General features: G+C 51.1%; 23 protein-coding genes. 8 read left to right on the forward strand and 15 right to left on the reverse strand.

The features are described from left to right. Window positions 1-169: 169 nt before the first annotated feature. The 10 genes from PP769_RS01955 to PP769_RS02000 all read right to left on the reverse strand — a co-directional run bounded on the left by PP769_RS01955 (window position 170) and on the right by PP769_RS02000 (window position 11,518). On the reverse strand, window positions 170-454 hold the full coding sequence (locus tag PP769_RS01955) for a hypothetical protein (protein ID WP_312644541.1): 285 nt from the start codon (window positions 452-454) through the stop codon (window positions 170-172). A gap of 77 nt (window positions 455-531) precedes the next feature. Beyond that, entirely contained in the window at window positions 532-1,032 is a 501-nt protein-coding gene (locus tag PP769_RS01960) for a CPBP family glutamic-type intramembrane protease (RefSeq protein ID WP_312644543.1), read from the reverse strand. 154 nt (window positions 1,033-1,186) lie between these two features. Beyond that, window positions 1,187-1,639: a PAS domain-containing protein gene (locus PP769_RS01965; RefSeq protein ID WP_312644545.1), complete on the reverse strand. Its 453-nt coding sequence runs from the start codon at window positions 1,637-1,639 to the stop codon at window positions 1,187-1,189. 450 nt (window positions 1,640-2,089) lie between these two features. Further along, window positions 2,090-2,863 carry a hypothetical protein gene (locus tag PP769_RS01970; protein ID WP_312644548.1) on the reverse strand — a complete coding sequence of 258 codons (774 nt, stop codon included), beginning with the start codon at window positions 2,861-2,863 and terminating at the stop codon, window positions 2,090-2,092. 656 nt (window positions 2,864-3,519) lie between these two features. Continuing rightward, window positions 3,520-4,320: a hypothetical protein gene (locus PP769_RS01975; protein WP_312644550.1), complete on the reverse strand. Its 801-nt coding sequence runs from the start codon at window positions 4,318-4,320 to the stop codon at window positions 3,520-3,522. A gap of 99 nt (window positions 4,321-4,419) precedes the next feature. Next, window positions 4,420-5,223, reverse strand: a complete 804-nt coding sequence (locus PP769_RS01980; protein ID WP_312644552.1) for a hypothetical protein — start codon at window positions 5,221-5,223, stop codon at window positions 4,420-4,422. 465 nt (window positions 5,224-5,688) lie between these two features. Next, window positions 5,689-7,257 carry a hydantoinase B/oxoprolinase family protein gene (locus tag PP769_RS01985; protein ID WP_312644555.1) on the reverse strand — a complete coding sequence of 523 codons (1,569 nt, stop codon included), beginning with the start codon at window positions 7,255-7,257 and terminating at the stop codon, window positions 5,689-5,691. Next, window positions 7,250-9,283: a hydantoinase/oxoprolinase family protein gene (locus tag PP769_RS01990; RefSeq protein WP_312644557.1), complete on the reverse strand. Its 2,034-nt coding sequence runs from the start codon at window positions 9,281-9,283 to the stop codon at window positions 7,250-7,252. The genes PP769_RS01985 and PP769_RS01990 overlap by 8 nt, the downstream gene beginning before the upstream one ends. A gap of 392 nt (window positions 9,284-9,675) precedes the next feature. Further along, the gene (locus PP769_RS01995) at window positions 9,676-11,178 is read right to left on the reverse strand and encodes an FG-GAP-like repeat-containing protein (RefSeq protein WP_312644559.1); all 1,503 of its coding nucleotides are present in this window, start codon (window positions 11,176-11,178) and stop codon (window positions 9,676-9,678) included. Between the two features lie 16 nt (window positions 11,179-11,194). Then, window positions 11,195-11,518, reverse strand: a complete 324-nt coding sequence (locus PP769_RS02000; RefSeq protein ID WP_312644561.1) for a hypothetical protein — start codon at window positions 11,516-11,518, stop codon at window positions 11,195-11,197. A gap of 57 nt (window positions 11,519-11,575) precedes the next feature. Here PP769_RS02000 and PP769_RS02005 point away from each other — a divergent pair, with 57 nt between their 5' ends. Next, window positions 11,576-11,800 (forward strand): FmdB family zinc ribbon protein, encoded by a 225-nt coding sequence (locus PP769_RS02005; RefSeq protein WP_312644563.1) that lies wholly within the window; start codon window positions 11,576-11,578, stop codon window positions 11,798-11,800. 39 nt (window positions 11,801-11,839) lie between these two features. Here PP769_RS02005 and PP769_RS02010 read toward each other — a convergent pair whose 3' ends face one another. The 3 genes from PP769_RS02010 to PP769_RS02020 form a co-directional block, all read right to left on the reverse strand. Next, window positions 11,840-12,307 (reverse strand): hypothetical protein, encoded by a 468-nt coding sequence (locus tag PP769_RS02010; protein WP_312644565.1) that lies wholly within the window; start codon window positions 12,305-12,307, stop codon window positions 11,840-11,842. Between the two features lie 397 nt (window positions 12,308-12,704). Continuing rightward, on the reverse strand, window positions 12,705-12,920 hold the full coding sequence (locus PP769_RS02015) for a hypothetical protein (RefSeq protein ID WP_312644567.1): 216 nt from the start codon (window positions 12,918-12,920) through the stop codon (window positions 12,705-12,707). Window positions 12,921-12,961: 41 nt separating this feature from the next. Then, a complete protein-coding gene (locus tag PP769_RS02020; protein WP_312644570.1) occupies window positions 12,962-13,156 on the reverse strand; it encodes a hypothetical protein in 195 nt (64 codons plus the stop codon). 144 nt (window positions 13,157-13,300) lie between these two features. Here PP769_RS02020 and PP769_RS02025 point away from each other — a divergent pair, with 144 nt between their 5' ends. Continuing rightward, the gene (locus PP769_RS02025) at window positions 13,301-14,443 is read left to right on the forward strand and encodes a PQQ-dependent sugar dehydrogenase (protein WP_312644572.1); all 1,143 of its coding nucleotides are present in this window, start codon (window positions 13,301-13,303) and stop codon (window positions 14,441-14,443) included. A 7-nt stretch (window positions 14,444-14,450) separates the two neighbouring features. Here PP769_RS02025 and PP769_RS02030 read toward each other — a convergent pair whose 3' ends face one another. Continuing rightward, on the reverse strand, window positions 14,451-15,479 hold the full coding sequence (locus PP769_RS02030; protein ID WP_312644576.1) for a rod shape-determining protein: 1,029 nt from the start codon (window positions 15,477-15,479) through the stop codon (window positions 14,451-14,453). 303 nt (window positions 15,480-15,782) lie between these two features. On the opposite strand from PP769_RS02030, the gene PP769_RS02035 reads away from it, so the two are divergent. The 6 genes from PP769_RS02035 to PP769_RS02060 all read left to right on the forward strand — a co-directional run bounded on the left by PP769_RS02035 (window position 15,783) and on the right by PP769_RS02060 (window position 25,343). Next, a complete protein-coding gene (locus PP769_RS02035) occupies window positions 15,783-17,384 on the forward strand; it encodes a M23 family metallopeptidase (RefSeq protein ID WP_312644578.1) in 1,602 nt (533 codons plus the stop codon). A gap of 83 nt (window positions 17,385-17,467) precedes the next feature. Then, window positions 17,468-19,882, forward strand: coding sequence for a DNA gyrase/topoisomerase IV subunit A (locus tag PP769_RS02040; protein ID WP_312644580.1), 2,415 nt, complete (start codon window positions 17,468-17,470; stop codon window positions 19,880-19,882). 292 nt (window positions 19,883-20,174) lie between these two features. Next, window positions 20,175-22,118, forward strand: a complete 1,944-nt coding sequence (locus tag PP769_RS02045; RefSeq protein ID WP_312644582.1) for a DNA gyrase/topoisomerase IV subunit B — start codon at window positions 20,175-20,177, stop codon at window positions 22,116-22,118. A gap of 111 nt (window positions 22,119-22,229) precedes the next feature. After that, window positions 22,230-23,942, forward strand: coding sequence for a SagB/ThcOx family dehydrogenase (locus tag PP769_RS02050; protein WP_312644585.1), 1,713 nt, complete (start codon window positions 22,230-22,232; stop codon window positions 23,940-23,942). Next, window positions 23,942-24,571, forward strand: a complete 630-nt coding sequence (locus tag PP769_RS02055; protein WP_376753413.1) for a DNA-3-methyladenine glycosylase — start codon at window positions 23,942-23,944, stop codon at window positions 24,569-24,571. Before PP769_RS02050 ends, PP769_RS02055 begins: the two co-directional genes overlap by 1 nt. 292 nt (window positions 24,572-24,863) lie before the next feature. Continuing rightward, window positions 24,864-25,343, forward strand: coding sequence for a urate hydroxylase PuuD (locus PP769_RS02060; RefSeq protein WP_312644589.1), 480 nt, complete (start codon window positions 24,864-24,866; stop codon window positions 25,341-25,343). Between the two features lie 257 nt (window positions 25,344-25,600). On the opposite strand, the gene PP769_RS02065 is transcribed toward PP769_RS02060, so the two are convergent. Continuing rightward, window positions 25,601-25,837 (reverse strand): Lrp/AsnC family transcriptional regulator, encoded by a 237-nt coding sequence (locus tag PP769_RS02065; RefSeq protein ID WP_312644591.1) that lies wholly within the window; start codon window positions 25,835-25,837, stop codon window positions 25,601-25,603. Window positions 25,838-25,899: the final 62 nt, after the last annotated feature.

The raw sequence follows: 25,899 nt of genomic DNA on the forward strand, positions 1-25,899 counted from the left end.
CACCATTGTTCCCCTCTGCCAAAAGAGCAGAGGGGGGAAACGCTTCATTATTTTGCAAGCCTCGAATTAAATAAATCCTGATGAGGGCCGGATTAGACCGGTTGGACCCTGCAGAACCTAGTGATGGCGGTAACCCTCAGACTTTGATGCATCTGCTCGAATGTACGAACTATTTTTTTCGAAACGAAATATGGTTTTTATACTCCTGAATTGCCGCGCCCAACGCCTTGGATCCTAAGGGAATGTTAGCCTCCAGTGCATTTTCAACCGCTTCATCATCAATGATCACTTCATAACATTCGTGTTGATTGGTGAGCACCATGCCCTTCTCCGTTTGCCTGGGCATATAGATTTCCGTCCACACTTCCTTTTCCACCAAACACACATCCCGAAACCGTTCATACAAAAGCTGCAACCGTTCTTGATCAGAAATTACGAGCGGATTATTTTCCATAGCCATTCCTCTCCCTTCACATACACAACAATGGTTCTTTTTCTACTCCGCTCTCATCAAACTCGTCAAGTGGGTGGCTAGCTTCCGAAAACGGATACCCAAGGATCCCGGCCAAGAACCCAGAGATAAAAAAACGTGCCCAGCCAGCCATGATAGAGTCCCAGCGGCCAAAGATTTCGATCACGGGTATAGAACGGGACAAAAAAGCAGGCCATAAGGCCGGTGGCCAACGTCAGCCACCAGTCTGGGGCATGAACGAGGGCAAACAGAATCACCCCAATGGGAATGGCCAGCCACAGGCCATGCTGAGGAAATTTTCTTATAAGATTATCAACACCCATCGCCTGCACAAGAAACTGTTGGAGAATTCCCCACAGAGGATATAGGAACAACAGCAACAGCGTGTGGCTCTGCCAGAGCTCTCGACCGGCCATTATGCCATACCAGGCCATGGCTAATCCCGACCCGGCAAATAACACCGATGGCCAGATAAAGGCTTGTCGAAGATTGTCGGTGCGAAATCCCCACCCTTTCCACCTCGTCGGATCCTGCCGAACCTGCCAGACTACATAGCTCACCCAACTGATCCCCGCCAAGGCTATAAAAAGTCCCCTTGCATCAAAACTCTTGAATACAAGATGCAGTAGCCCTGTCAGGACAACCGCAAAGAATTCCCACCAATTACCAGCCCGATCGTCGGGAGAAATTTTCAGAAGATTTCTCCCAAACAAATTATAAGGTATAAGTCGAAGAGTTTTTCAGAAAAGACAAGGAGGGATCCTGGGGGGAAACCGAGAGGACGGGACAACCATCTAGGTAATGATCTGTTACAAAGCCCAATGCCTCAGACTCATAAGGAAATAACCGGACCACGGCGACAACCGTCTTCCCCAGGGTAGGAAAAACCAATTGAACATCTTGCGGCCGTTGGGTTTTCAGAGTTTTGCTCAGGGCCTTTTTCAAACTTCTGGCTGAGTCTTTAGGTAAGACCTCATTGATGGTCCGTCCCAGAAGATGCTCTCCACCTAAAAGGTGTTGACAGGGAACAGGGAAAAAACAATCCTGATAGATCCCATTTTCATCCCAGCGAAAGATTTTATGGGGAATAAACGAGACATGATCCCCTGAAAAAATCCTGCTCAGGAATTCTTCCCACATGGCCTTCGACCAACGTTCCCTGGACATCGAACCCTCCCTGGTTTCTATGCATTGCCCTATCATAGAGAAGATTCTCCCACCAAAGTATTTCAGTGTTCTTTAGCTCACTTATGAAGAGTAAATAAGAGTTTCTATCTCATACACAACTAGTGATATCCCTAGTTTTTCGGGAAAAATCCCCTAGTATTCTGTATAATGTATTAAAAAAGGAACAAATAATACAATTACCCTTTCTCCTATGCCTGAAACGTAGGCAGTCCTCTTCGTTTTCCGAGAAGGACGTGGCCCGGCCTTTCCACCTCTGGACGAAACCTCCCTGCAGCGCTATCTGAATCAGTAAAAGACGGGAGAAAACTAAAGAAAATGAATTCCCCGGCCTGCGTACTCTGATGACCAAATATTTCTGACAAGGCCCTTAAATTCCTGGGCTCCGGACCAGGAATTAAGAGCTTCTTGCATGAGAAACCTCCTTGGAAATTACTGAGGGGGGGGTCCAGGGTCCTCCGGCTCTCCGGAGTCGCTCATGAGCGTTCCGATCAGTGGCTGGTCATGACAGGATTCTACAACATCCATTTGGCAATACATGGCCTGAGGATCATCTTCATTCCATGCCCCACCGTTGTTAAAGCAATCCAATTTTTCAATACAGGTGTTTACCTGGTCTTCCTGGCCGGAAACCGCACAGGTCGAGTTGCAGGTTGCAAAGACTGGTTCAATGGAGGTACCCGTGCAATCGCTCCCTCCTCCACTAAGCAGGCAATTCAGCGCTGCGGCGGTTAATTGGCGACCAAGCTGAAGTTTCGAATCCCCGCCTGGGGAAACGCATAACGCTTCGAGAACGGGAGGAATTTGGTCAGTGCCATTGGGGCCTACGGAAATAATTTGTCCACAAATATCAATTCCCTCATAGCCGATAGGGAAATTATTCAACAGGGTGATGTCATTCTTCTTCGCATCTCGACAGGCTTTCGGACTTCCCGCCTGGCCTGGCGGTTCAAAATTACAAATTACCGTGCCATCCATATCATAGGTACACTTGTCCGTCGCTGTTTGATCATAGGAATTGACCGTTGACAACCAGGCTCGGATAACTTCTTCAGAAATGTTAGTACTACCAGATTTCTCCTCGCCTGCATGAGTACCCCAGAATCCGGCCGTTCGGCAAATCTCTTGGGCATTCACCTGGCTTACAACACTTCCCATTCCCATGCTAAAAACAAGACAACCCGCACACAATATCCTGGTTCTCATTGTTAAACCCTCCTGAGAAAAATGTGAGTGTTTCCTTGATGAGGATTGCGAAGTTTCCCCCAACCTGATGAGATTCCCATGAAACCCTTCAATCAAAGTCCCTTATTAGCGGCATGGAATGGAAAACCTCATTCCATGCGTTCTTGGGATTGTTGAAATCTGCAAGACCCTTGACTAAAAGATTTTGGGGGAATACCCGGAGAACAATGCCCTTTGCATTATCGGCCTATGGGATGACAACTTTACCCAGGCAGGAGCACTAGCGGGAAATTGAGGAAAAGTGTTCTAGCAATATTCCATAGGTTGCACAGCAATGAGCTCTCTTGCCTGCAACTTTCATCAAGCTAAAACATTGAAAGGGTAATGGTAAAACATGGAGAGACAATGAACGTTTTAACCCTATAAAAGCATGAAGTAGGAGAAAACCAAATAAGAGTCATTTGAGGGATTCCTGAGGGCACCTGCCGGTATTGAATGGGAGATGGAGTAGTTGCACGAACCCACTTAATTTACATTCACCTATCGTCAGCGTAACCCCCTCGTATTGTCTTTTCAACCGATCCGGATAAAGCGTTCTTTCCTAATAATTTATTGATAAAACTTTCGACCCTCGTCAAGAGGATCAGAGTTAAAACTCCACATGTTCGAAAGCAAAATTACGGCACGATACATGGCACAACCCCTCTTATATTCGTCCCATTCAAGTGAACATTTCGCAATCGCGCTTTTGCCAGGCATTTCCACTTATCGTTTGAATCCTTTCGACCTTCGAGCCGAATACGATAGTGATGGTCTTCCTTCAAATCAGGAATGACATAATAATTGTTTTCAAATTTTCGAATTTTTTGGTTCACGTCACACGCGTTGGTAAAGGTATCGCCCCAATCCTTCCAGCAGATTTTCCATTTATCATACTTATCTGGCTGCACACTCCAGGTCACTTTGATGTTGCAAGTGCCTTTGTCAAAATCACAGGAATGTCCACCCTCAAATCCGTCAGGACCTGTAGTCAGCCAAACTGACCCCCCAATGCCTTTTTCATCATGCGAAGGTTCGTAGGGCTCGCTTTCACTCTCCTGCTGGGGAAGGCCGGCGGGACAATCCGGGTCGGCAGAGCAAGCGTTCAAATTACAATAGCCATCCGCCCCACAAGGCGGTGGCCCATCAACAGAATCAAGCGCCACAAGCCGTATCGGAACATCACTCCCATGATCTACTCGTGAATATTTGAATGGAGTGGAAGACAGACGCCACTGAACCCTTCCATTATTCATGAACGAAATAAACTTGGCGTCCTGATTCTTATCTTCTCCAATTAATATTCCTGTCTGACCGGCCTCTTGAATGGGTATCCCCTGATTACTATCAGACTGGCCATACACACCAAGTGGGACGCAGAGCACTGCAGCCCATACAAGGATGGCAGGAGTTCGACGTCTTGTCTGTTTCATCATCATGGACCTCCTGGTGAAATTTTCATGATTGACCCCTTTCCGCATTGCAGAACATCCTTAAGGGGGGTGAATGAGGATGTGGCTCCGAGTTGTCTCATGGCCTTACTCGTGGAAATATCCAAAATAAATCGTCTGATCCAATTCATTGGCCAGATAGATGTTATGCCGCATCATCCACGGTGCAGGACTCCAAAGGGTGTCTGGATGATATAGGGTTCCCGGATCACCCCACGCACCGTTTTCTGTTGGCAATTGTGAGATTTGGTCAAAGTCCAGGATATTGTCATACGCCACTGCGGTAATCCCGCCGGCTGCGCCAGGAGGATTCGGACATTTCGCGATGATATTTCCAAACACGTTCAAGACGAGGAGTCTATTTCGACTGGTATCACTGGCGACATACGACCAGGGCGCTGCACTTAACCCTTGTACGCTGGATCCAAGCGGGACATTCACACTTCCCAGAACAACACCGGAATTGCTAATCGCCTCGAGCACGTTGCCGTCAGACCGCACAAAATACAAACCGTTATATGCCAGAGCGGCCCCGCTTCTCGGTGGAACAAGAATCGTATCCGTGACGGTCCCCGTCTCTGGATCGAAGCCGATGATCGTGTCCTGATTCTGTGTCGATTGCACGGCCCAAATAATATTTCGAAAAATGGCATAGTCCATCCCGCTAATGACATCATGACCGGGAGGTGTCTGAAGGCGACCGGCTTCTTGCGACACACTCAAATGCAGATACAAAAACACAATTTCATCCTCATAGGAGGTCTGCGTGAGAAACGCCAAACACGGATCGTTGTATCGCCGACAGACGGTTAACGCACTGCCGGTTCCGGTTGTCGCATAAGGATAGGGATATGAGCCCACTTGATAGAATTGAAGCTGTGTGGCAGGCATGGTCTTCTCCTTTTTGGGCTCGTTGTCAAAACGTGTACCTGCACCTGAAGTTGCCCCAAGTCCTTTCAACAGATTTTCCATTTGTCATACCGATCAGGTGCTACGCACCAATGAACCACGATATCCATTCTCTCTCTCTGTTATATTCACTTTTTTCTGTGCCATTGTAGAGTAACAGCAAAACCCATTCCTCACGCTGACGACTAATGGACAAAGACTCTAACTCTTTAAAACTATTGCACTGTTAAAACAAAGGAACGGTGATAACAAATTCAAAGAAAAGAATGGGGAGGATTCGGGTAGGCCCTAAGATACGCTTTGTATCTATTCGGATACGAGATTATTGATGAGGTCTATTAGGGATTGACTAAAAGTATCAGGCGGGAAGACCCAGGATCATGCATGAGGTTCTAATTTCAAGTTTTCCATACTTGTGGAGTCGCTCTTCTCGAATTTACCAAAATTCTACTTGATTCCATATCCACCCCCTCCTGGAGTTTCGATAGTAAGTTCATTGCCTGCTTCAACAGAGAATGAACATTTTCCACTGACATTTTTTTCGGTTTCATTTTGCCTCAGGCTGTTGCACCCGGATTTACCTGGTGCGCCCCCCTCCAATCCATAGGGCTTGGTAATCCGGCGGTCGGACAACAGCGTTACCTCGGCAGGCTGAAGAAATTCGTATGTCCGCACGATCCCGTCCCCGCCTTGATGCTGACCATTTCCTCCAGAGCCTTCGCGCAGGGCATAGCGGGAAACTCGAAACGGATAGGCATATTCAACGGCTTCCACCGGCGTGTTCAGGGTATTGGTCATGTGTGAATGGCGGCCACTTGCCCCATCGAATTGAGGACCCGCGCCCATCCCCCCGCCGATCGTTTCATAATAGGCAAAGGGGCGGTTGTGTCGTTGATCCCATCCACCGATGGTGAGATTATTCATTGTGCCCTGGCTGGCCGCCGGAATGCGATCAGGGCAGGCTTGCGCCAGGGCTCCAAGTAAAACATCCACAATTCGCTGCGAGGTTTCGACATTTCCGGCTGCTACCGCGGCAGGAGGTCTGGCGTTTACCAATGTGCCTGCAGGCGCGATAATCTGAATCGGCCGCAAACATCCGCTATTGGCAGGGATATCCAACCCCAAGACACATCGGAACACATAGGCCACTGCGGACAACGTGACCGGATAGACTGCATTGATGCTACCAGGCCGTTGGGCATCGGTTCCCGAAAAATCGACTGTGACTTCTTCATCTTCAATCATGATGGCCACACGAATGTCGGCAGGCTTCTCAGTGAATCCATCGTTATCCAGGGCATCTTCAAAACGGTAGCAGCCATTGGGTAACGTGCTGATTAACTGGCGCGTCATGCGTTCGCTGTAACGAAGCAGGGCATCCATTTCCACGAGCAGGGGTTGCACGCCAAACCGTTCAGCCATCACTCGCATCCGTTCACCTCCAATCTGATTCGCGGCCAATTGAGCCTGGAGATCACCCATGCGTTCCTCTGGAGTACGGACATTCGCCAATAACATCCGCCAGATGTCATCATTTTTTTTATCGCCCACCATGAGTTTCACCGGGGGAATAATGAGGCCTTCTTGAAAAATTTCCTGTGACAACGGCATCGACCCCGCCGACATTCCCCCAATGTCGGCATGGTGCGCACGATTGGCGACCAACCCCAGGAGAGTGGGAGGAGAGGTGTCTTCCACAAAAACGGGCGACACCACGGTGAGATCAGGAAGATGTGTGCCCCCGCGATAGGGATCATTAACCATGGCCACATCACCAGGCGCCAACGTCAATGACTCAAGGCAGGCTTGGACAGACAACGGCATGGCACCAAGATGCACGGGAATATGCGCCGCTTGCGCGACCAGATTTCCGGATGCATCAAACACCGCACAGGAAAAATCACAGCGTTCTTTAATGTTGGGCGAGAAGGCGGCCCTCTGCAGGCGAGCGCCCATTTCCTCGGCCACAGACACCAACCGGTGCTTCATCATTTCCGTGCGAATGGGATCATCCATCGGTGGCTCCAACCTTTATGAGAATATTCGAATAGGTATCAATCGCTACGTGATCCGTGGGTCCAAGATAGATGGTGGTATCATCCAGAACCAGAATGGCCGGTCCATGGATTTCATGTCCCGGACGCAAGCGGGCTCCCCAATAATGCGGGACCGGTTGCATCCCTTGAGGCAAAACCACCGGACGATCTTCCCATCGAGCTGCAGTCGGATCCGCTGACCCCAGCGTCCTGGTGGGAATGGTGGGCGGCGTCACATGGCCGACTGCCCGGACACGTACATTCACGACTTCGACCGGCGTCTCTGTCTGACTATAGCCATAGCGCACACAATGAATTCGATGGAATTCCTCGCGGAACATCGAAGTCAGCGGCACCGCTAAGTCGAAGGATTGACCGACATAACGCACATCGACCGTTCGAGAGAAAATCCATTGGTCAGGATCCACCCCTTCCCGATGTAAGTCCTTTTGCCCCTGATCAACCAAGGGTTGGGTGCACTGTTCAAGGATCTCAATCGGTGTATCTCCCGGCAGCATCACCGTCTGGACATAATCCAATTGCACCTCCGCAGCCAACATGCCCAGAGCAGAGAGCGTGGCGGCCATGGGCGACACCAACACGTGCGGAATACCCAGTGCTCTGGCCAGATCGCAGGCATGTAATCCGCCGGCCCCACCGAATGCCACCAGAACAGTTTCCCTGGGATCTTCTCCCCGCTCCACTGAAATGACACGCAGTGCGCGCTCCATATGGACATTGGCAATTTGGATCATACCCAAGGCCAAGGTCTGTCGGACATCCAAGCCGGAACGAGGGGCCAAAACCATCTGCCGACTCAGTTCATCAAACGCCTGTTGCGCCGACTCAACATTCAATTTCATCCGGCCACCTAAAAACCCGTCGGTGGGCAATCGCCCTAACACTACATGAGCATCCGTGACCGTCGGGATGGTCCCGCCCCGCCCATAACACACCGGACCCGGTTGCGCTCCGGCACTTTGAGGTCCCACACGAAGATTGCCGCCCGCATCCACGGTGGCCAGAGAGCCACCTCCGGCACCGACAGTATGAATATCGATGACAGGCACACGAATGGGATTTCCCCCGACTTTGGCTTCGGTCGTAACATGAATCGTCTCATGTACCAACGCCACGTCTGTGGACGTCCCGCCCATATCATACGTCAGAATCCGGGTGAAGCCCGCCAACCCTGCCAGGTATCGCGCGCCCACCACACCTCCCGCCGGACCAGACAGAATGGAACGGACACCATGCCCCCGCGCCTGGGCGACGGAAATACGCCCCCCGTTCGATTGGACAATATGAAATTCGGTCGGTTTTATCTCCCGTTCTAACCGACCCAAATAGGTATCAAGAACCGGGGACACATAGGCGTTCACAACCGTCGTACTGGTTCGTTCATATTCCCGAAATTCCGCCAGGATTTCGGAAGAACCCGTCACAAAGAATCCTTCTTCACGCAATCGGTTTGTCACCCATTGCTCATGAGCAGGATTCACAAAGGAAAACAGAAACGATACGGCCACCGACTGAATCGCTTCATGCCGTAACATTTCAAGAATTGAGACGAGGCCTTGTTCTTGAAGAGGCGTCAGGATGGTCCCTTCACAATCCACCCGCTCCGAGATTTCAAATGACCATTCACGCGGGACTAAGGGCGGAGGAATAACAGGGAACAGGTCGTACAACGCAGGACGATTTTGCCGTCCAATCAGCAGCACATCGCGAAAGCCTTTTGTCATAATGAGAGCCGTCCGCGCCCCTTTGCGCTCCAGAATGGCATTTGTGGCCACAGTGGAACCATGCACAATATGACGACCGGGATGGTGAGGAAGTTGGGCTAACCCTTGCAGGACCGCTTCCGCAGGATCGGCCGGGGTGGAAAGAATTTTAAATCGCTGGAGAGATTGATCCGAGGAGGAATAGATGACAAAGTCGGTGAAGGTCCCTCCGATATCTATCCCCACCCATACATTTTGACTGGATTGACCGGCAATCGGCATCGAACACACTCTTCTTCACAGGAGTGTTGAAAACAAATGGGCCACCTTTCAGGATGGGACGGCAATGCGTTCTTGCCGCCTGGCCGTGCTCACGTACCTCTCCGTACGCTCCGCCCGTCCAAATCGGCCGCGGTCTTCCCTTCTACCTGACTCAGGGCAGGACTGGACAAGCCTTTTTGAACACTCCACTATTTTTTCTGGTGAGCCTTGAGTATCCATATCCTGATGAAACAGCAAGGTGTTTGAAATATTCAACAGACCCTTCAAGGAATGGAAAGAGAGCATACCGGATTATGGGGAAGGTTTGAAGCGCAAAAATCACTTGGCGTGATGGGAAAGGAGGGTAAGAGGGGCTGATTCAGCTATATATTCGTTCCAACGAACGCGCCTGCTTAACTTTTCACCAGGCCTTTTAACACCACGCGTCGCGGACTACCGCTGGCATTATCGTGAATCGTGAGCATGGCATCGTGGGTTCCCGGTCCGTGTGGAGCGAATCCGACTTGGAGCGTGCACGAATCGCCCGTATGCAAGGTCACATCCGCGCAGGTGTTATCCGCAACAGAAAAGGCGTCCGCTTCATTGCCGGTAATTTTCACATCCACAATTTTGAGCAGCCCCAAACCGATGTTGGAGACGCGCATCATGTGATGAGAGAATGAAGGATTCGTCTCCTGACCCGACTGCATCTCAAAGACCAGGACATCCGTGCTCAAGCTTGGGAGGGGGATAGCCCCATCTCCGCTAAGCAGGACCGACACGCCATCGATATTCGTGCTGGCCGTGGCCAGATCGGGAAATTGGTCTTGATCAAAATCCTCCACCACCACTGCTGAAGGCGTGGCTCCGACACCAAAATGGCCCGCCGAGGTAAAAAGTCCGGCTCCATTCCCCAATAAAATCGACAAACTATTGGAATCACGATTGACCACAACCATGTCCATCTCTTGATCTCCGTCGAAATCACGAAACACCACTCCCACCGGCGCAAAACCCACCTTAATGGGATCCAGTTCGGTAAACGATCCCGCCTCGCGCTGAAGCAGAATGCGTACGGTATCCGAAAAGAGACTGGTCACAGCGAGGTCCACCAATCCATTATGGTTGATGTCGGCACCCTGGATCGCGCTTAAGGTGAAGCCCGGCTTGAGTTCCTTCTCAAGGACAAACTTCCCATTACCGGTATTCTTCAGAATGGAAACAAGCCCGTTCGGGGATCGCCAACTCGGCTGACTCCACGTCACGCTCAGATCCGGTTTTCCATCGCCTGTCAGATCCTCGACCAGCACTCCGGTAGGAAACATGCCGTCCCGCCCGTCCTGTTCATAGGTCACAGGGGCCAACAGTCCGCCCTTCCCATCGTTCAAGAGCACCGAGAGATCAAAAGGGGGGTAATATCCAAAGCGTCCGCTATTTACCGCCACCACATCACTCCACCCATCCCCGTTTACATCCCGAACCGCTAGAAAAGTCGTCCCTTTGCCTGCCCCCTGGCTGACTAACTTCTTAAACAGGCCGGTGCCCTCACCTTTCAGCACAACCACCTGATCAGCTCCGCTTAAGGCCAGAACCAGATCAAGGAGGCCGTCACCATCCATATCGGCGGCAACGACCGCTAGCGGAATTTTCCCGACTCCAAAGGACACAGCCGATCGAAAGGTGCCATTGCCGTTGCCTAATAGCACTGAGACGTCGTCGGATGTGCCGTTAACCGTCGCAATATCCGACAATCCGTCCCCATTGAAATCTCCCGCAGTAATGGCTTGCGGAGCGCGCCCAACCGGATTACTTGGGGTGGGGGCATACGTGAGGTTCTGGGCATACACAAGCACAGGCCAACCTGCCATCCAAGCCAAGGCCACACCCAGGATCAAGCACCGATTCATGAATGACATAAGGAACATGATCGGGTTAATTCAGTGATGGATCTGTATAGGTTTTCTCTAGCACAATTTCAATTTCGTCTGTAGCTGCCATCCCTCGATTGCGAAAGCGTGCCACCCAATCGGGGTACCGTTCCAATGTCCGGAAAACACTTTTTACGATATCAGGCTTGACTTGCTCTTCCCATTGAGTAACCCATGCCCTCTCATCCTCCTCGCCCTCATATTCATCCGGGAAATTGGCTTCCAGGGAAAACCTTAGATTAAACGATTCCTCCTCTTGATACATCTTTTTCTCCTTCTCCATCATGACCGGAGGCCACTCCCTATCGCGAACCTCCATTGTCCTCATCTCACATGATCACCTATACTAGATGTACCATTTCATTCAAAAGGAGGTCCAGAACCCATGCCGATTTTTGCCTATAGGTGTCAGGAATGTTCGCATCAATTTGAGATGCTTGTCCATGGCTCAACCATCCCGGAATGTCCGGAATGTCAGGCGAATAGACTTGAGAAACAGTTGACGGGATTTGCCGTAGGGGGGACAGGCAGTGGCATGAACATTGTTGATCCAGGCAGTTGCGGATCCTGCGGGGATCCCCGTGGACCAGGCGCCTGCTCGATGAATTAAGCGGTCCGGAAGTCAACCTTCAGGTAGCAGATGACAGCCTTATTTCCCCGAATCAGGCTCTCTGCCATTGATATGTTCATTACCATTCAGGCCATCTTCTTCAGGATCAATCCAAATCTTTTCGGGAAAACCTAACGAATCCTCACCCACACCATAGAAAAGTGCCTGGGCCGAAAGGATATAGGTTATCCATCCAATTGTGCCATCCCCTTCAACGATTCGATAGTGCATATCCGAGGCTTCAGGAAGGAATTCCTGTAGTCCAGGAATCACCATCAATACTCGATGCACACTGACATGCGGAGAGCTCTCCTGCTCCGTTTCAGGATACCGGATGGCCATCATTCCATTAGGAAGGAGAGTATTTTGGGTGAAGGTCGTTACCTGAAAGGCTGAAGGATTGAGTAAAGAATCACACGACAACGTTGTGGAGGGGAAAGAAATCAGAAAGATGGGTGAGAAACCAAAGACCGCAAAGATCAGTGGACCAGCTCTGAAGCCTCCCATCGGACACCTCCTGCTCGGGAATCTTCACGACAACTTTTAACTCTCATCTTCTTATCGGTTACATCTGCACAGGAATTAAGGAAACGAACAAAGACAGGAAGTTCACGCCCAGGAAGGGGCTGAAAAGGCGAATGGATTGAACAATTGGATGGGATGGGCCGTCAGATCAGTTTGTGCAGTAGCGGCACAAAAAGTTCAGTGGATTCTGCGCTCTTATCTCAAACTGCATGCGCACATGACCCTATGAAAACATAATCGTAAAACCTCAAGGCAAATGCCGACGCTTAGATTGGATTAGGAAGAATTGAACCCGCGAAAGTCTTGAGGCCGGCTGGAAGTCCCGGTCGTATGGGGGAAAGGAACCGGTTCAGCATGCCCGGTCAAGAGGTGACCGGGGCTATTCCGAACTGCCCAACATATCGTCGATGAGGGGACGATTCAAATCTTCGCAGCCTGGACAAATCACGTCAAAAAATGTTTCATGATCCGCCACATAGTTTTTTTCATCCACTAACTTTTCTTCATGAATGCTGTCGTAACACGCTGGGCAAAGCATCATGAGGCCGCGCATAACCGATACCGTTTTTCTTCCCTGGCTACGTGGTAAATGCATACCGTCCTCCCTGCCTAAGGTGGGTGCGGTCTCAACCGACATTATGACCACCCTCGTTGTTGCGCTAACAAAAAGTCTTCCTGTTCCAGATCAATGCCACACGCAGGGCATTCATAGGGCTGATCCTCAGGTGGAATGCCGACCGGCGTGTCCTGGACCTTTCCCTGACAAACATGATAGAAATTTCCTCGGGCATTTTCATCATCTAGGATATCGGACTCATACTTTAAAATCATCTTACGCTCCTTCACGTTACCGTTATGGCTTCCCAAGTTATAACAAGGCATCGATTTCCCGGGCAATCCCTATTCCGCTCAATCCATTCCCGAAATCAGCCATCCCACCTTTCTGGACCCCTTCATAGAAACCTGGGCCCCGTGATGATGGGAATCGTCATAGGCATAACGATAGGCCTTTGGTCAACCTCGGGCTGGAGTCTTTCTGGAAAACCTGCCCCTGTCAAAGGCCCCATTGAATTGCAACCCCTGGTGGAACATGACTTTTCCAAGCCGGTCTTTCTCACCGCCAGTCCGGATCAGACCAATCGCTTGTTTGTGGTAGAACAGAGTGGCCGCATTGTCATCCTGACCCCAGGCCAACGGAATCCGTCTCTTTTCCTGGATATCGCTGAAAAGCTGTCCACAGGAGGGGAACGAGGACTCCTGGGTCTGGCATTCCATCCTCAGTACTCGAAAAATGGCCGGTTCTTTGTCAACTACACCAGGGCACAAGACGGGGCCACGGTGATTGCCGAATACCACGTATCATCCGACCCTGCCCGGGCGGACCCACAAGAAACCATCCGACTCGTCATTCCACAACCCTACAGCAACCATAATGGAGGCATGATCGCCTTTGGCCCCGATGCATTCTTGTATATTGGGACGGGAGATGGCGGAGCAGGCGGTGATCCGGAGAATCGAGCGCAAAATCGAAAGTCTTTGTTGGGTAAATTCCTTCGGATCGATATTGATGGACCGCCTCCCTACCGCATACCTCCCGACAATCCCTTTGTCGGACAACCGGGCCAACCTGAAATCTTTGCGCTTGGCCTTCGCAATCCCTGGCGCTTTTCCTTTGACCGCCGGACCGGAGACTTATGGGCCGGGGATGTCGGACAGAACCTTTGGGAAGAAATCGATGTAATTGCAAAGGGGAAAAACTATGGATGGCGGCTCTTAGAGGGCACCCACTGTTTCAATCCCGCCAAGAACTGCGAACCGGCCCAGCAGGTGATCACGCCGCCGGTCACAGAATACCGACACGAACAGGGACGATGCTCGGTGACCGGAGGCTATGTCTATCGTGGAAAACGCGTGCCTTCATTAGAAGGGCTCTATGTGTTCGGGGATTATTGTACCGGAGAAATCTGGGGTTATCGCAACGGACAGACCACACAACTGCTGGATACGGAACTACGAATCGCGTCTTTTGGGGAAGATCCTGAGGGAGAACTCTATGTGATCGGTCATCAAGGCAAGATTTTTCAGATCGCACCTCACGCCTCGATTGCCTTGCCCTAGGCTACCATTAAAATTTTTGAATCTTTTGGAACAAATCGACTTCATCAAGAGCTTTTCCCACGCCATACACCACGGAGGTTAAGGGATCTTCCACCGTAATGATGGGCAGATTGGTTTCCTCCTGAAACCGCGTGGCGATGCCCGGCAACAGCGAACCCCCGCCTGTAATCACCACTCCCTTATCGATAATATCTCCGGCTAATTCCGGAGGCGTATTCTCCAAGGCGTTTCGTAAGGCATTCACGATGGCATGTATGGGATCTTCCAATGCTTCTCGAATCTCGGAATCATTCACCACTACCGTCCGGGGAATACCCGAAATCATATCCCGCCCTTTGACCATCATCGTTTTGGCTTGTTCTAACGGATAGGCAGATCCGACTTCGATTTTCACCTTTTCCGCCATGTGATCACCGATCAGGAGGTTATATCGTCGCTTAATATAACTCATAATGGCATCGTCCATGGAGTCACCCGCCACTTTCACCGACTCGCTACAGACAATGCCTCCAAGGGAAATGACAGCAATATCGGTGGTACCTCCTCCAATGTCGACCACCATGTTCCCCGAAGGTTCTGTGATCGGTAACCCCGCTCCAATTGCTGCCGCAACCGGCTCTTCGATGAGATAGACTTCCCGGGCGCCGGCTTGGCTGGCCGATTCACGGACGGCCCGTTGCTCAACTTCGGTGATACGGGATGGCACACCAATAATACAGCGAGGCCTGACGAACGCCCGTCGGTTATGCGCTTTGGTAATAAAATAATGCAACATGCGTTCGGTCATGGCGAAATCGGCAATGACCCCTTCTTTGATCGGGCGGATCGCCACAATATTACCCGGCGTCCTTCCCACCATGCGCTTGGCTTCGACACCCACGGCCAATACCGTGTTCGATTGTTTTTCGATGGCCACCACCGAGGGTTCACTCAAGACGATGCCTTTACCACGAACATAGACCAGTGTCGTTGCCGTACCTAAATCGATGGCTAAATCACTTGAAAACCACCCTAGAATATCACTCAACCCTGGCATGAGCCCCCCATGTGGAAAGACGGTTGATTCAGAAAATGCCGATCAGGCTGTCGCCTGTTCGGCACTACCGACATATATCGGAACACCATTTGTCAAAATAAAGGAATATTGAGAAAATGTTCGGGAATGTGTTTGTCACCAAGAAGCCACCGGCTTCTTCCATGAAACCAAGCTCCTGACCAACCATTCAGGGAGCGGGAAATCCCACATCTTCCATCTGGACAAAACACCTCGCCCGAGAGGAGTAATATGAGACATGAGGCCTGGCTGTGGCCCGGCACAGGCTAGGCGATCATCCTGTCCATGTCAAGAGTACAGAAAGCCGATTTCTATGGTAAGGAATCCGGCGCGCGCGCTTCACCGTCTCTTCAGACAGATCATACACTTGCTCTGAAGCCTGGGTATGGTATAAGAAGAGGAACATTTTTTGTCCTGCTCGCACCATCCTCTGGAGGAAGAGTTACCTCGATCGTGTCTAAAAAAGGCTTGCTGTTTATCATCGTCCTGGCTCTTATCGCCATTTACCTGGGATTAATTGGGAACGCACGATGGGGAGATTCCACCGCCCCTGAAATTTCTCTCGAGCAACCGTTCGAGCTGGTCGGCCCAACCACGCCACTGGTTCTTCGTATTCATGATGATGAGACCGGTCTTCGGGACATCTCAGTTCGCATTATTCACAACATGGAAACATTCAGCCTGGCCGACCAATCCTTTTCTTCCGAGGGGTGGTTTTCGGCAGCCGGAGGACGGGACCATGAATTCACGCTAAACATTGTTCCCTATGCCAACTCGGACCTGCCACGCCGGCAGGGTCAGGCTCAACTCATTGTGACCGCCAGGGATTATTCCTGGCGAAACTGGTTTGAAGGGAACGGACAACGATTGGAGAAGGAATTTACCCCGCAATTTACACCACCCAGATTGGAACTCCTATCACCCCCCACGACCATCGTGCAAGGTGGAACAGGGATCGTCAGGTATCGAGTGATCCCGGAAGTGTCCCTTCACGGGGTAAAGATTGGGGAAGCCTTTTTCCCGGGATATCCTGCTCCGGACAAAGCCGGAATGTTTGCCTTCATTGCCTTTCCTTATAATTTGCCGTCCTCGACCCCGATTCAAGTTATTGCCGACGACGGGTATGGCAATTCCGCTCTCATGGATGTGAGTTTCAAGGTCAAACCTCAATCCTGGCGTACCCGTTCCATCACGATTTCCGACTCATTTATTCGTAAAACGGTCCCAACCATTCTGGCACAGACCCCTGAATTACAAAGTATGGGCGATCCATTGAAGGATTTCCTTCTGGTCAACGACACGTTACGCAAAATGAATAACGAGACTATTTCCAAACTGGCTAAGAGCAGCCGCCAAGAATTTCTCTGGAAAGGGGCGTTTCGCCAATTGTCGGGCTCACAGGTTGAAGCCTCCTTCGCGGATCACCGCAAATATACGTATAAGGGACAGGTCGTCGATACCCAAGATCATTTAGGGTTTGATCTTGCCGTCACCCAGCATTATCCCGTCGAAGCGGCTAATAACGGAATTGTCATATTTGCTGGATATCTGGGAATTTATGGGAACACGATTATTCTTGATCATGGATATGGATTGCTCTCCTTGTATGCGCATCTCTCCTCGATTGAAGGCAAACCCGGTGACGCGGTCACCCTGGGACAACCCATTGGCAAATCAGGCACCACCGGTCTCGCAGCCGGCGATCACCTGCACTTTAGTTTGATTTTGCATGGCGAACAGGTGAATCCCACGGAATGGTGGGATCCGTTTTGGGTGAAAACCCGCATCAAAGACCAGTTAGGATTGCCCTCTCTGGTTAAACCAACGGATGAAGAACCGGAACCGGCCACAACACACTTAGGCCCCTCGCCCGCGCCAGTCCAGTAATATCATAAGGCGGCTTCACCCTCCGAGATCCCGAATCCCACATGAATTTCAAGACCCTCTGAGTCATCAAAGGATACGAACGTATGGCCAAACGAACCCGGTCTGGCACCGATAATTCCACCAACAACCCGTCAGCAGTCATCCCGGTTCTATTGGATGAGACAACGCGTCAACGCTATCTCAATTATGCGCTCTCGGTTATTACCTCCCGGGCCCTTCCGGATATCCGGGATGGATTGAAACCCGTGCAGCGGCGCATTTTATTTTCCATGTTTCACAATCATCGCCTTGTGCCTGACCGGCCTCCCATCAAGAGCGCCAAGGTCGTGGGATCCGTTATTGGTGAATGGCATCCACATGGGGACGCGGCGGTCTATGACGCGATGGCTCGAATGGCCCAGCCCTGGTCATTACGCAACACCCTGGTGGATGGCCATGGAAATTTCGGCAGCCAGGACGGTGACCGTCCAGCCGCCTATCGCTATACCGAAGCCCGTCTGACACCCCTCGCACTCGAACTGCTGAATGAACTGAATAAAAACACGGTCGACTTCCAACCCAATTACGATGGCAAAGCGGAAGAACCGCTGGTACTCCCCGCCCGCTTCCCCAATCTGCTGGTGAATGGATCCACAGGGATTGCTGTGGGCATGGCCACCAATATTCCCCCCCATAATTTAGGAGAGGTGATCGAGGCCGCGATCGCCTTGATTGCGAAACGGGATGCCTCTATTTCGGATCTCATGAAATACCTGAAAGGCCCGGATTTCCCGACAGGCGGCGAAATTTTGAACAACAAATCCGAGATTCGGGAAATGTATGAGACCGGACAGGGGTCGATCCGGCTTCGGGGAGAATATGAAGTCAAAGCATTGGATCACGGGAAATCAGCCATTCTCATTACATCCATTCCCTTTGCCGTCGATAAGTCCACGATTGTGGAACGGATCGGCGAATTAATCATCACCAAAAAGGTTCCGCAATTGGTGGATGTCCGGGATGAGTCCACGACCGAAGTTCAAATTGCGCTCGAGACACAAAAAGATGCCGATCCCCATCTGGCCATGGCCTACCTCTTTAAACATACGCCTCTGCAAAATAACTTTTCCGTTAATTTGACGTGCCTGGTTCCGGTACCAGGATCGACCGTGGCGCGTCCTGACTGCCTGAATCTCAAGCAGATGCTGGAACAGTTCATCGACTTTCGCTTTACCACCGTTAAGCGAAGATTCAGCTACGATTTGCAAGTCCTGGAAAAACGAATCCATATCCTGAACGGGTTCAAACTTATTTTCGACGCTTTGGATCAGGTGCTCAAGATCATCCGGCAAAGTGAGGGTAAAGCCGATTCTGCCAATAAACTCCAACAACGATTCGGACTCGAACCCATTCAAACCGACGCGATTTTGGAAACGCCCATTTATAAATTATCCCGAACCGAAATCAAAAAAATGCTGGATGAGCTGGCCGACAAGCTGCGCCAGGCCAAGGATCTCAAAACCCTTCTGGCTTCCAATACCAAATTATGGGATGTGGTCAAAAAAGAACTGGAGGAGGTCGCCACGGCTTTTGGGGACAAACGTCGGACCAAAATCGGCCGGCGGCAAACCGAGGAAGTGGAGTTTGATCCGGACGCGTTCCGGGTTAAAGAAGATGCGGTGATCACCGTTTCCGCAGATGGATGGATCCGGCGAGTGGGCCTTATTAAAGATCTTTCCAAAGCACGGGTTCGGGAAGGCGATCGGGTCATGACGATTTTAGGCGGGAGTACCCTTGAATCGGTGGTGTTCTTTTCCAATTATGGCAGCGCCTACTCTATTCGCATCGGCGATATTCCACCGGCCCGAAGCGGCTTTGGAGATCCGGCGCAAAAGCTTTTTAAATTCAAAGATGGCGAACGTATTATTGAGGGGCTGAGCTTCGACCCGCGTATGCGGGCAACGGGAGTGTCCGCCTTTGCTCCGTCAAAAGGTCGGAACTTGCCACTCTTCGACAGCACCCCATCCGGTTTATACGGAGAAGCCGTCGCCATGACTTCAAGCGGGATGGGGATCAGGTTTGAGCTTGACCCCTTCCAGGAGCCCTCGACCCGACTGGGCCGAAAATTTTGTAAACTCAAGGAAGGGGAAGAAGTCGTCGGGATCAGCCAGGTAACCGCCCCTCTGCAAAAAACCGTCGTGGCGGTCGTCTCCGCGCGAGGACGAGCCTTGCTTTGTCAGGCCGAAGAAGTAGCGCAATTGGCCGGACCCGGCCGGGGAGTCATCGTCTTGAAATTAGACCAAAACGATACCGTGGTTGGATTTAAATTATTGTCTTCAAAAGAGGAAGAGCTCGTGCTTGCCAAAGAAGACGGTGGCACTCTTTCCGTCTCCCTTCGAAAGTACCAGGTGGTTGGACGTGGAGGGAAAGGACATCCATTGCTTAAGCGGGGTCGTCTGACCGGCATGATGCCAACTGAATTGACCATGCCGATCTTCCAATCAGAAGTTACCCCTTAACTTCCTGGCGCACGATACAATGAACAGGTTGACCTTTTGTGGCTGTTAGATATTTTAACTATTTGGGAATTCCATAAACATATGAATGACCGAAACTAATCTAAAGATTATGATGGAGTGTTCAAAAAGGCGCGTCCAGCAAGGCCGCAGCCGCTTAGATGGGCGGAGCGTACGGAGGAGTACGTGAGCCCGGCAAAGGGGCGAGAACGCATTGCCGTCCCATCCTGAAAGGTGGCCCATTTGTTTTCAACACTCCACTTTTTCATTCTCATTCACTCACAAGGATCCACTCATGGGTAAAACATATGATGCCAGTGACATCGTGGTGCTGGAGGGTATTGAGCCCGTCCGACGCCGCCCTGCGATGTATATCGGAGGAACCGATAAGACGGGCCTGCACCACTTAGTCTGGGAAATTCTGGATAACGCGATCGATGAGGTCATTAATGGCTACGCCTCTCACATCATCGTGGAACTGGATAAATCGCGTGAAGGTCTCCGCATCACGGACAACGGTCGTGGCATTCCGGTGGATAAACATCCCAAACACAAAAAGTCGGCATTAGAAATTATTATGACCACCTTACATGCCGGAGGAAAGTTTGATACGGGAAGCTACATCCATTCAGGCGGATTGCATGGAGTCGGCGCCTCGGTGGTAAATGCCCTGTCCCGTCACCTGGAAGTTCAGGTGAAACGTGACGGCAAAGAGTGGGAACAGACCTATCAGGCCGGGGTACCTCAAGGTCCCGTCAAAGCCTTGGGCAATGCACGAGGAACCGGGACTTCGGTCTATTTTCGTCCCGACCCCAAAATATTCGGCAAAACCATTCAATTCGATCCCGCGGTGTTACAGGACACGCTGGATGCGAAGGCCTATCTGCACAAGGGGCTCAAGCTGACCTTTAAAGATGGGACCACTGGAGAAACCCACCTGTTTCATCACGAACAGGGCATTCAGGAATACTTGCGCAAATTAGTGGCGGATCGCGGTCGAAAAACGACCGTCGATTTCGTCTTTTACCTGGAACGCCAATTTAAAAATGGCGCATCAGGCCCTGAAGGAGGGGCCCAAGCGCTGAAGATGGAAGTCGCCTTGCAATGGACTGATGAACCCGCCGAATTCGTCAAAAGTTATGTCAATGGGGTGGCCACTCCGAATGGGGGCACGCATGAAATGGGATTACGTGGCGGCATTGTGAAAGCTGCCCGCAATTACATCGACACCCACAATCTCACGCCCAAAGGCCTCTCCCTTCAAGCCGAAGATATTCGCGAGGGCATGGCGGCCGTACTGAGCGTCCTCGTCCTCCACCCGCAGTTTCAGGGGCAAACGAAGGAGCGGCTCAATAATCCGGAAGTGCAGGCACAAGTGGATAATCTGGTCCGGCCGGCACTTGAAACTTATCTGAACGAAAACCAAAGCATTGCGGAAACCCTCGTGGGTCGCATGATCCTGGCCGCACGAGCCCGCGAAGCCTCTCGTGAAGCCTCCAAAGCCGTGATGCGGAAGTCGGCCGTGAGCCATCGCCTCAACCTGCCGGGAAAACTGGCCGACTGCCAGAGCACGGATCCAACCATCAGCGAACTGTTTATCGTCGAGGGGGACTCTGCGGGCGGGACGGCCAAACAAGGCCGTGACTTAAAAAATCAGGCGATTCTTCCCATACGGGGCAAAGTGCTAAACACGGAAGAACTCACACTTGCCAAAGTGGTTGAGAACAAAGAGCTGGCGGATGTCGTCAAAGTCTTGGGCTGTGGAGTCGGGAAAGACTTTGATCTCAAGAAACTCCGGTATCATAAAATTATCCTGTTGATGGATGCGGATATTGACGGCTATCACATCAGTACACTGTTGCTAACGTTTTTTTTCCGGCACATGCCTGATCTGATAAGACAAGGCCACGTTTACATTGCCCAACCGCCACTCTACCGAATTGAAATCGGAAAGGAAGTCCACTGGGCCGGCACCGACGAGGAAAAAGAACGGATTGTGGCAGGGGCCCGCAGCAATGCCAATCCCACCATCAGCCGCTTCAAAGGCTTGGGGGAAATGTTTCCTCAACAGCTCAAAGTCACCACCTTACACCCCGCCACTCGTCGCTTACTCAAAGTCGAATTGCTCGATGAACTGCAAACCGACCGGACGTTCCAGGATTTGATGGGTAAACGCACCGAAGCTCGGTATGAATTTTTGATGGCCAATGCCGGGCTGGCGGACAACCTCGACGTGTAACAACCCGTCAGCTGTAAATAAAAGCGGTGGGACATCGACTCATCGAGGTAAGGAAGACATATTGTTTCACTCACCTCTCACGGTGTTACACTTGTCCATATGAACACCCACATGTCCAAGCAGGAATCGAAAACAGCCCTTGACCACGTCAAACAATATCACGAGCAGACTAAGCATGAGTTCAACCGGTACGCCCGGTCGCTAGGATACTTGGATTGGGTCAATCAACCCAATCCCTTCCGCCGATTCGATGGCGCGCCGCTTGTTCCGCTTCCACACCTCCCACTCGACGAAGACCCGCTGTCTCCGCCATATGAATCACTCTTTCATCCGCCCTCGATCCCCTCGCAACCCATCACCCTCAACACACTTTCTCGTTTCTTTGAATATGGGTTATCACTGACGGCGTGGAAAGCCTACAACGGAACCAGCTGGGCATTGCGGAGTAATCCTTCCAGCGGCAACCTCCACCCCACCGAGGGTTATCTCTTCACGGATTCCCTGCCTCACCTTGCCGTAGAACCGGGCCTGTACCACTATGCCCCGAAGGAACATGCCCTCGAATACCGTTGGGCTCTTCCTTCCGACCCTGCCCAATCGATACTTCAAGACATGCCTTCTGAAGGATTTCTGGTAGGCCTCACATCCGTTCATTGGCGGGAAGCATGGAAATATGGAGAGCGGGCCTTTCGATACTGCCAACATGATACGGGCCATGCGATCGGCACATTGCGAATTGCCGCGGCGACCTTAGGCTGGAATCTGTTGGTGTTGAGTGGCACCTCAGACGAGACGATCGCACGGCTTCTGGGTTTGACCAGACCGCAGGATTTCCAGCAGGCAGAACGGGAATACCCGGAATTACTGGCGGCAGTCTGGCGCAGAAACCTTCAACCCCCTCCCACGCTGAATCTGGCATTCAACGATCTTGATGATACCGTGCTCACATCCGGAGAATGGAAAGGCACAGCAAACCGTTTGAGCAAAGATGAACCAGTCCTGTGGGAAATTATCGATTCGGTCACGGAGGCCTCCTGGAAATCGACTCAAGAACCCGAACGCATTGCCTTTCATGCTTCACGTGCCCTCATGAACGAAGGGAAATTGATTGAATCTGAACCCCGGGCTGGTCACATCATCCATCAACGACGAAGCGCCGTCGCATTTGACGGAAGAACCGGCCTCCCCGCCGATCGTTTTTTCACCATGGTGCAACGGATCATGCCAAGAGGAGACTTGCCTTTATCGGATCGACCCATGCCCTGGGATGCCATTCCCTGGGAGCCCACGATTCACCTCATTTTGTTCGTTCATCGTATAGATGGCCTCTCGCCTGGACTATATTGGGTCAATCGGAATCCAGAACACCGAGACCTCATGTTTTTCAAAAATGCGATGCACGAGCAGTTTGTCTGGTCGACCCCTGAAACATGCCCCTCCAATCTTCCGCTCTATCTTTTGGAAGAAGGTAATGCGCAAAATTTGGCCAAACAACTCAGTTGCGGGCAGGACATTGCCGGAGACAGTGCCTTTGCGCTTGGAATGGTAGCCGAATTCGACAAGAGTTTAGAAACGTATGGGCCGTGGTTTTACAAACGGTTGTTTTGGGAAACCGGACTGATTGGCCAAGTGCTCTATCTGGAGGCCGAAGCGGCTGGCATCCGGTCAACGGGAATCGGCTGTTTTTTTGATGATCCGGTCCATCGGGTTCTCGGCATTCATCCTCAAACCACGTGGCAATCGCTTTATCATTTCACTGTTGGCGGCCCGATGGACGATGGTCGTCTCACGACGTTGCCCCCCTACGGCCCTCACGTCACATGATGCATATTTCTCCCCTTTGTAAGGGGGACCATTCGAACCATCCCAATCCCTTACCCAGACTGTTTTTTGAGCGGCCAACGTTGAAAGTTGCGTCAGAACTGGTGGGAAAGGTGTTGATCAAACACACGCCAAACGGGATCATCCAGGCCAAAATTGTGGATACGGAAGCCTACGTGGGACCGGAGGATCGAGCCTGTCATGCCTCCAAAGGCCGAACGAAACGGACAGAAATTATGTTTGGCCCTGCTGGCTTCACCTATGTATATTTGATTTATGGAATGTACCACTGTCTCAATATCGTGACTGAACAAGAGCAATATCCTGCCGCAGTCTTAATTCGAGGATTGGAAATCTTGGGAGGGGATCATTCTCCGGATTTGCCCAGGCGCATCGACGGTCCCGGCCGGGTCTGCCGATTTTTAGAAATTAATCGGACGCATAACGGACTGGATACCACGCTTGGCAGCATACTTTGGATCGAAGATCACGGTCTGGGAGTTTTGCCAAAACAGATTCAAACTCTGCCTCGGATTGGCGTGGACTATGCGGGAGAATGGGCAAAAAAATTGTGGCGGTTCTGTCTGCCGGCTTCGACTCCAGCAAAAACACGTCGGGGCACCCCGAAGTAAATGCTTTCGAATCCTTTTGTCAGATATCTTGAACAAGATAGCCGGTCTACGTTAGGCTAGAGCACCAGATATGTGTTGGCTTCGTTCCGTAGCCACATGACACAACCCGCTTCTCATTACTACGAACAATAAAGGAGGAAGACAATGGGCAATCCGCTCGATACGATCTCTGGCACCATCACTGCTGGCTTTGTATTGACTGTGGTCCTATACGGCCTGGTCAAAATGCTGGTGTGAACCTCATCACCTCCAAAGACATAATTAATCAACCTACACGAATAGAGGACATTTTATGGAAAGTTTATTAGCGTGGGGGCATTTCCTCGCGGGCATTACCTGGATTGGAATTCTCTATTACTTTAATTTCATCCAAGTGCCATTTCTCAAAGCCGTCACACCCGAAACCAAGGCTGAAGCCTTTAAACACCTGGTACCCAATGCGCTCTGGTGGTTTCGCTGGGGAGCCCTGTTCACCTGGATATTTGGGGCCGCCCTCCTGATGAATCAACATCGTATGGGAAGTGCATTTATGCTGCAGGGACCGGATGCCGTGATCGGCATGGGTGCCTGGCTTGGGACCATTATGTTGCTGAATGTGTGGGGAATCATTTGGCCCAATCAGAAAAAAGTCCTTGGGCTCAAGGAAGCCACACCTGAAGAAAAAGCCAAGGCCGGACGGATGGCACTCCTGGCGTCTCGCACGAATACCATGCTTTCCATCCCCATGTTATTTTTCATGGCCAATTCCGGCCATGCCTCCGGTTTGTTCTGATCTCAATCATCCATTATCTTTCGAATCAGAATTAAGACAAAAGCCGGGGTCGAAAGACCCCGGCTTTTTCTATAAAGTACCCTCGTTTTTTTTGGCTCACTAGAAGAGCAGAGGTTATATAAACCAGGGAGCCACAGCCCACAATCCGGAGCAAAAATCGCTATGCTCCATTTATCCCAGAATCCTTAATTCGTGTTTGGCACTGAATCCAACCCCTTAAGTTCGTCCCCCGCTTCTAAGGCGGATAAGGAAAGCAACTAATCCTGGACGACGATATGCGTGTCGGTTTCTTCTACTCCAGGGATGGTGTGAATCTTGGCCATGATGAGATTGGACAGGGCCCGATCATCAGGTGCATTGACCAGACCAAAGATATCAGGCTGACCGAAACACGCATGAGCTTGCTCCACTCCAGAAAGGGCTTTGAGGGTCTCTAACACATCTTGGACTTTTCCTGCTTTGACTTTCATGAGAATATACGCTTTGGCTGCCATACATACCTCCCTGATGAATGCGAATCAGATTTCGGTGATCACTAGTAAAATTGATGTTGGGA

Source organism: Candidatus Nitrospira allomarina (assembly GCF_032050975.1).
In the GTDB taxonomy this organism is placed as follows: domain Bacteria; phylum Nitrospirota; class Nitrospiria; order Nitrospirales; family UBA8639; genus Nitrospira_E; species Nitrospira_E allomarina.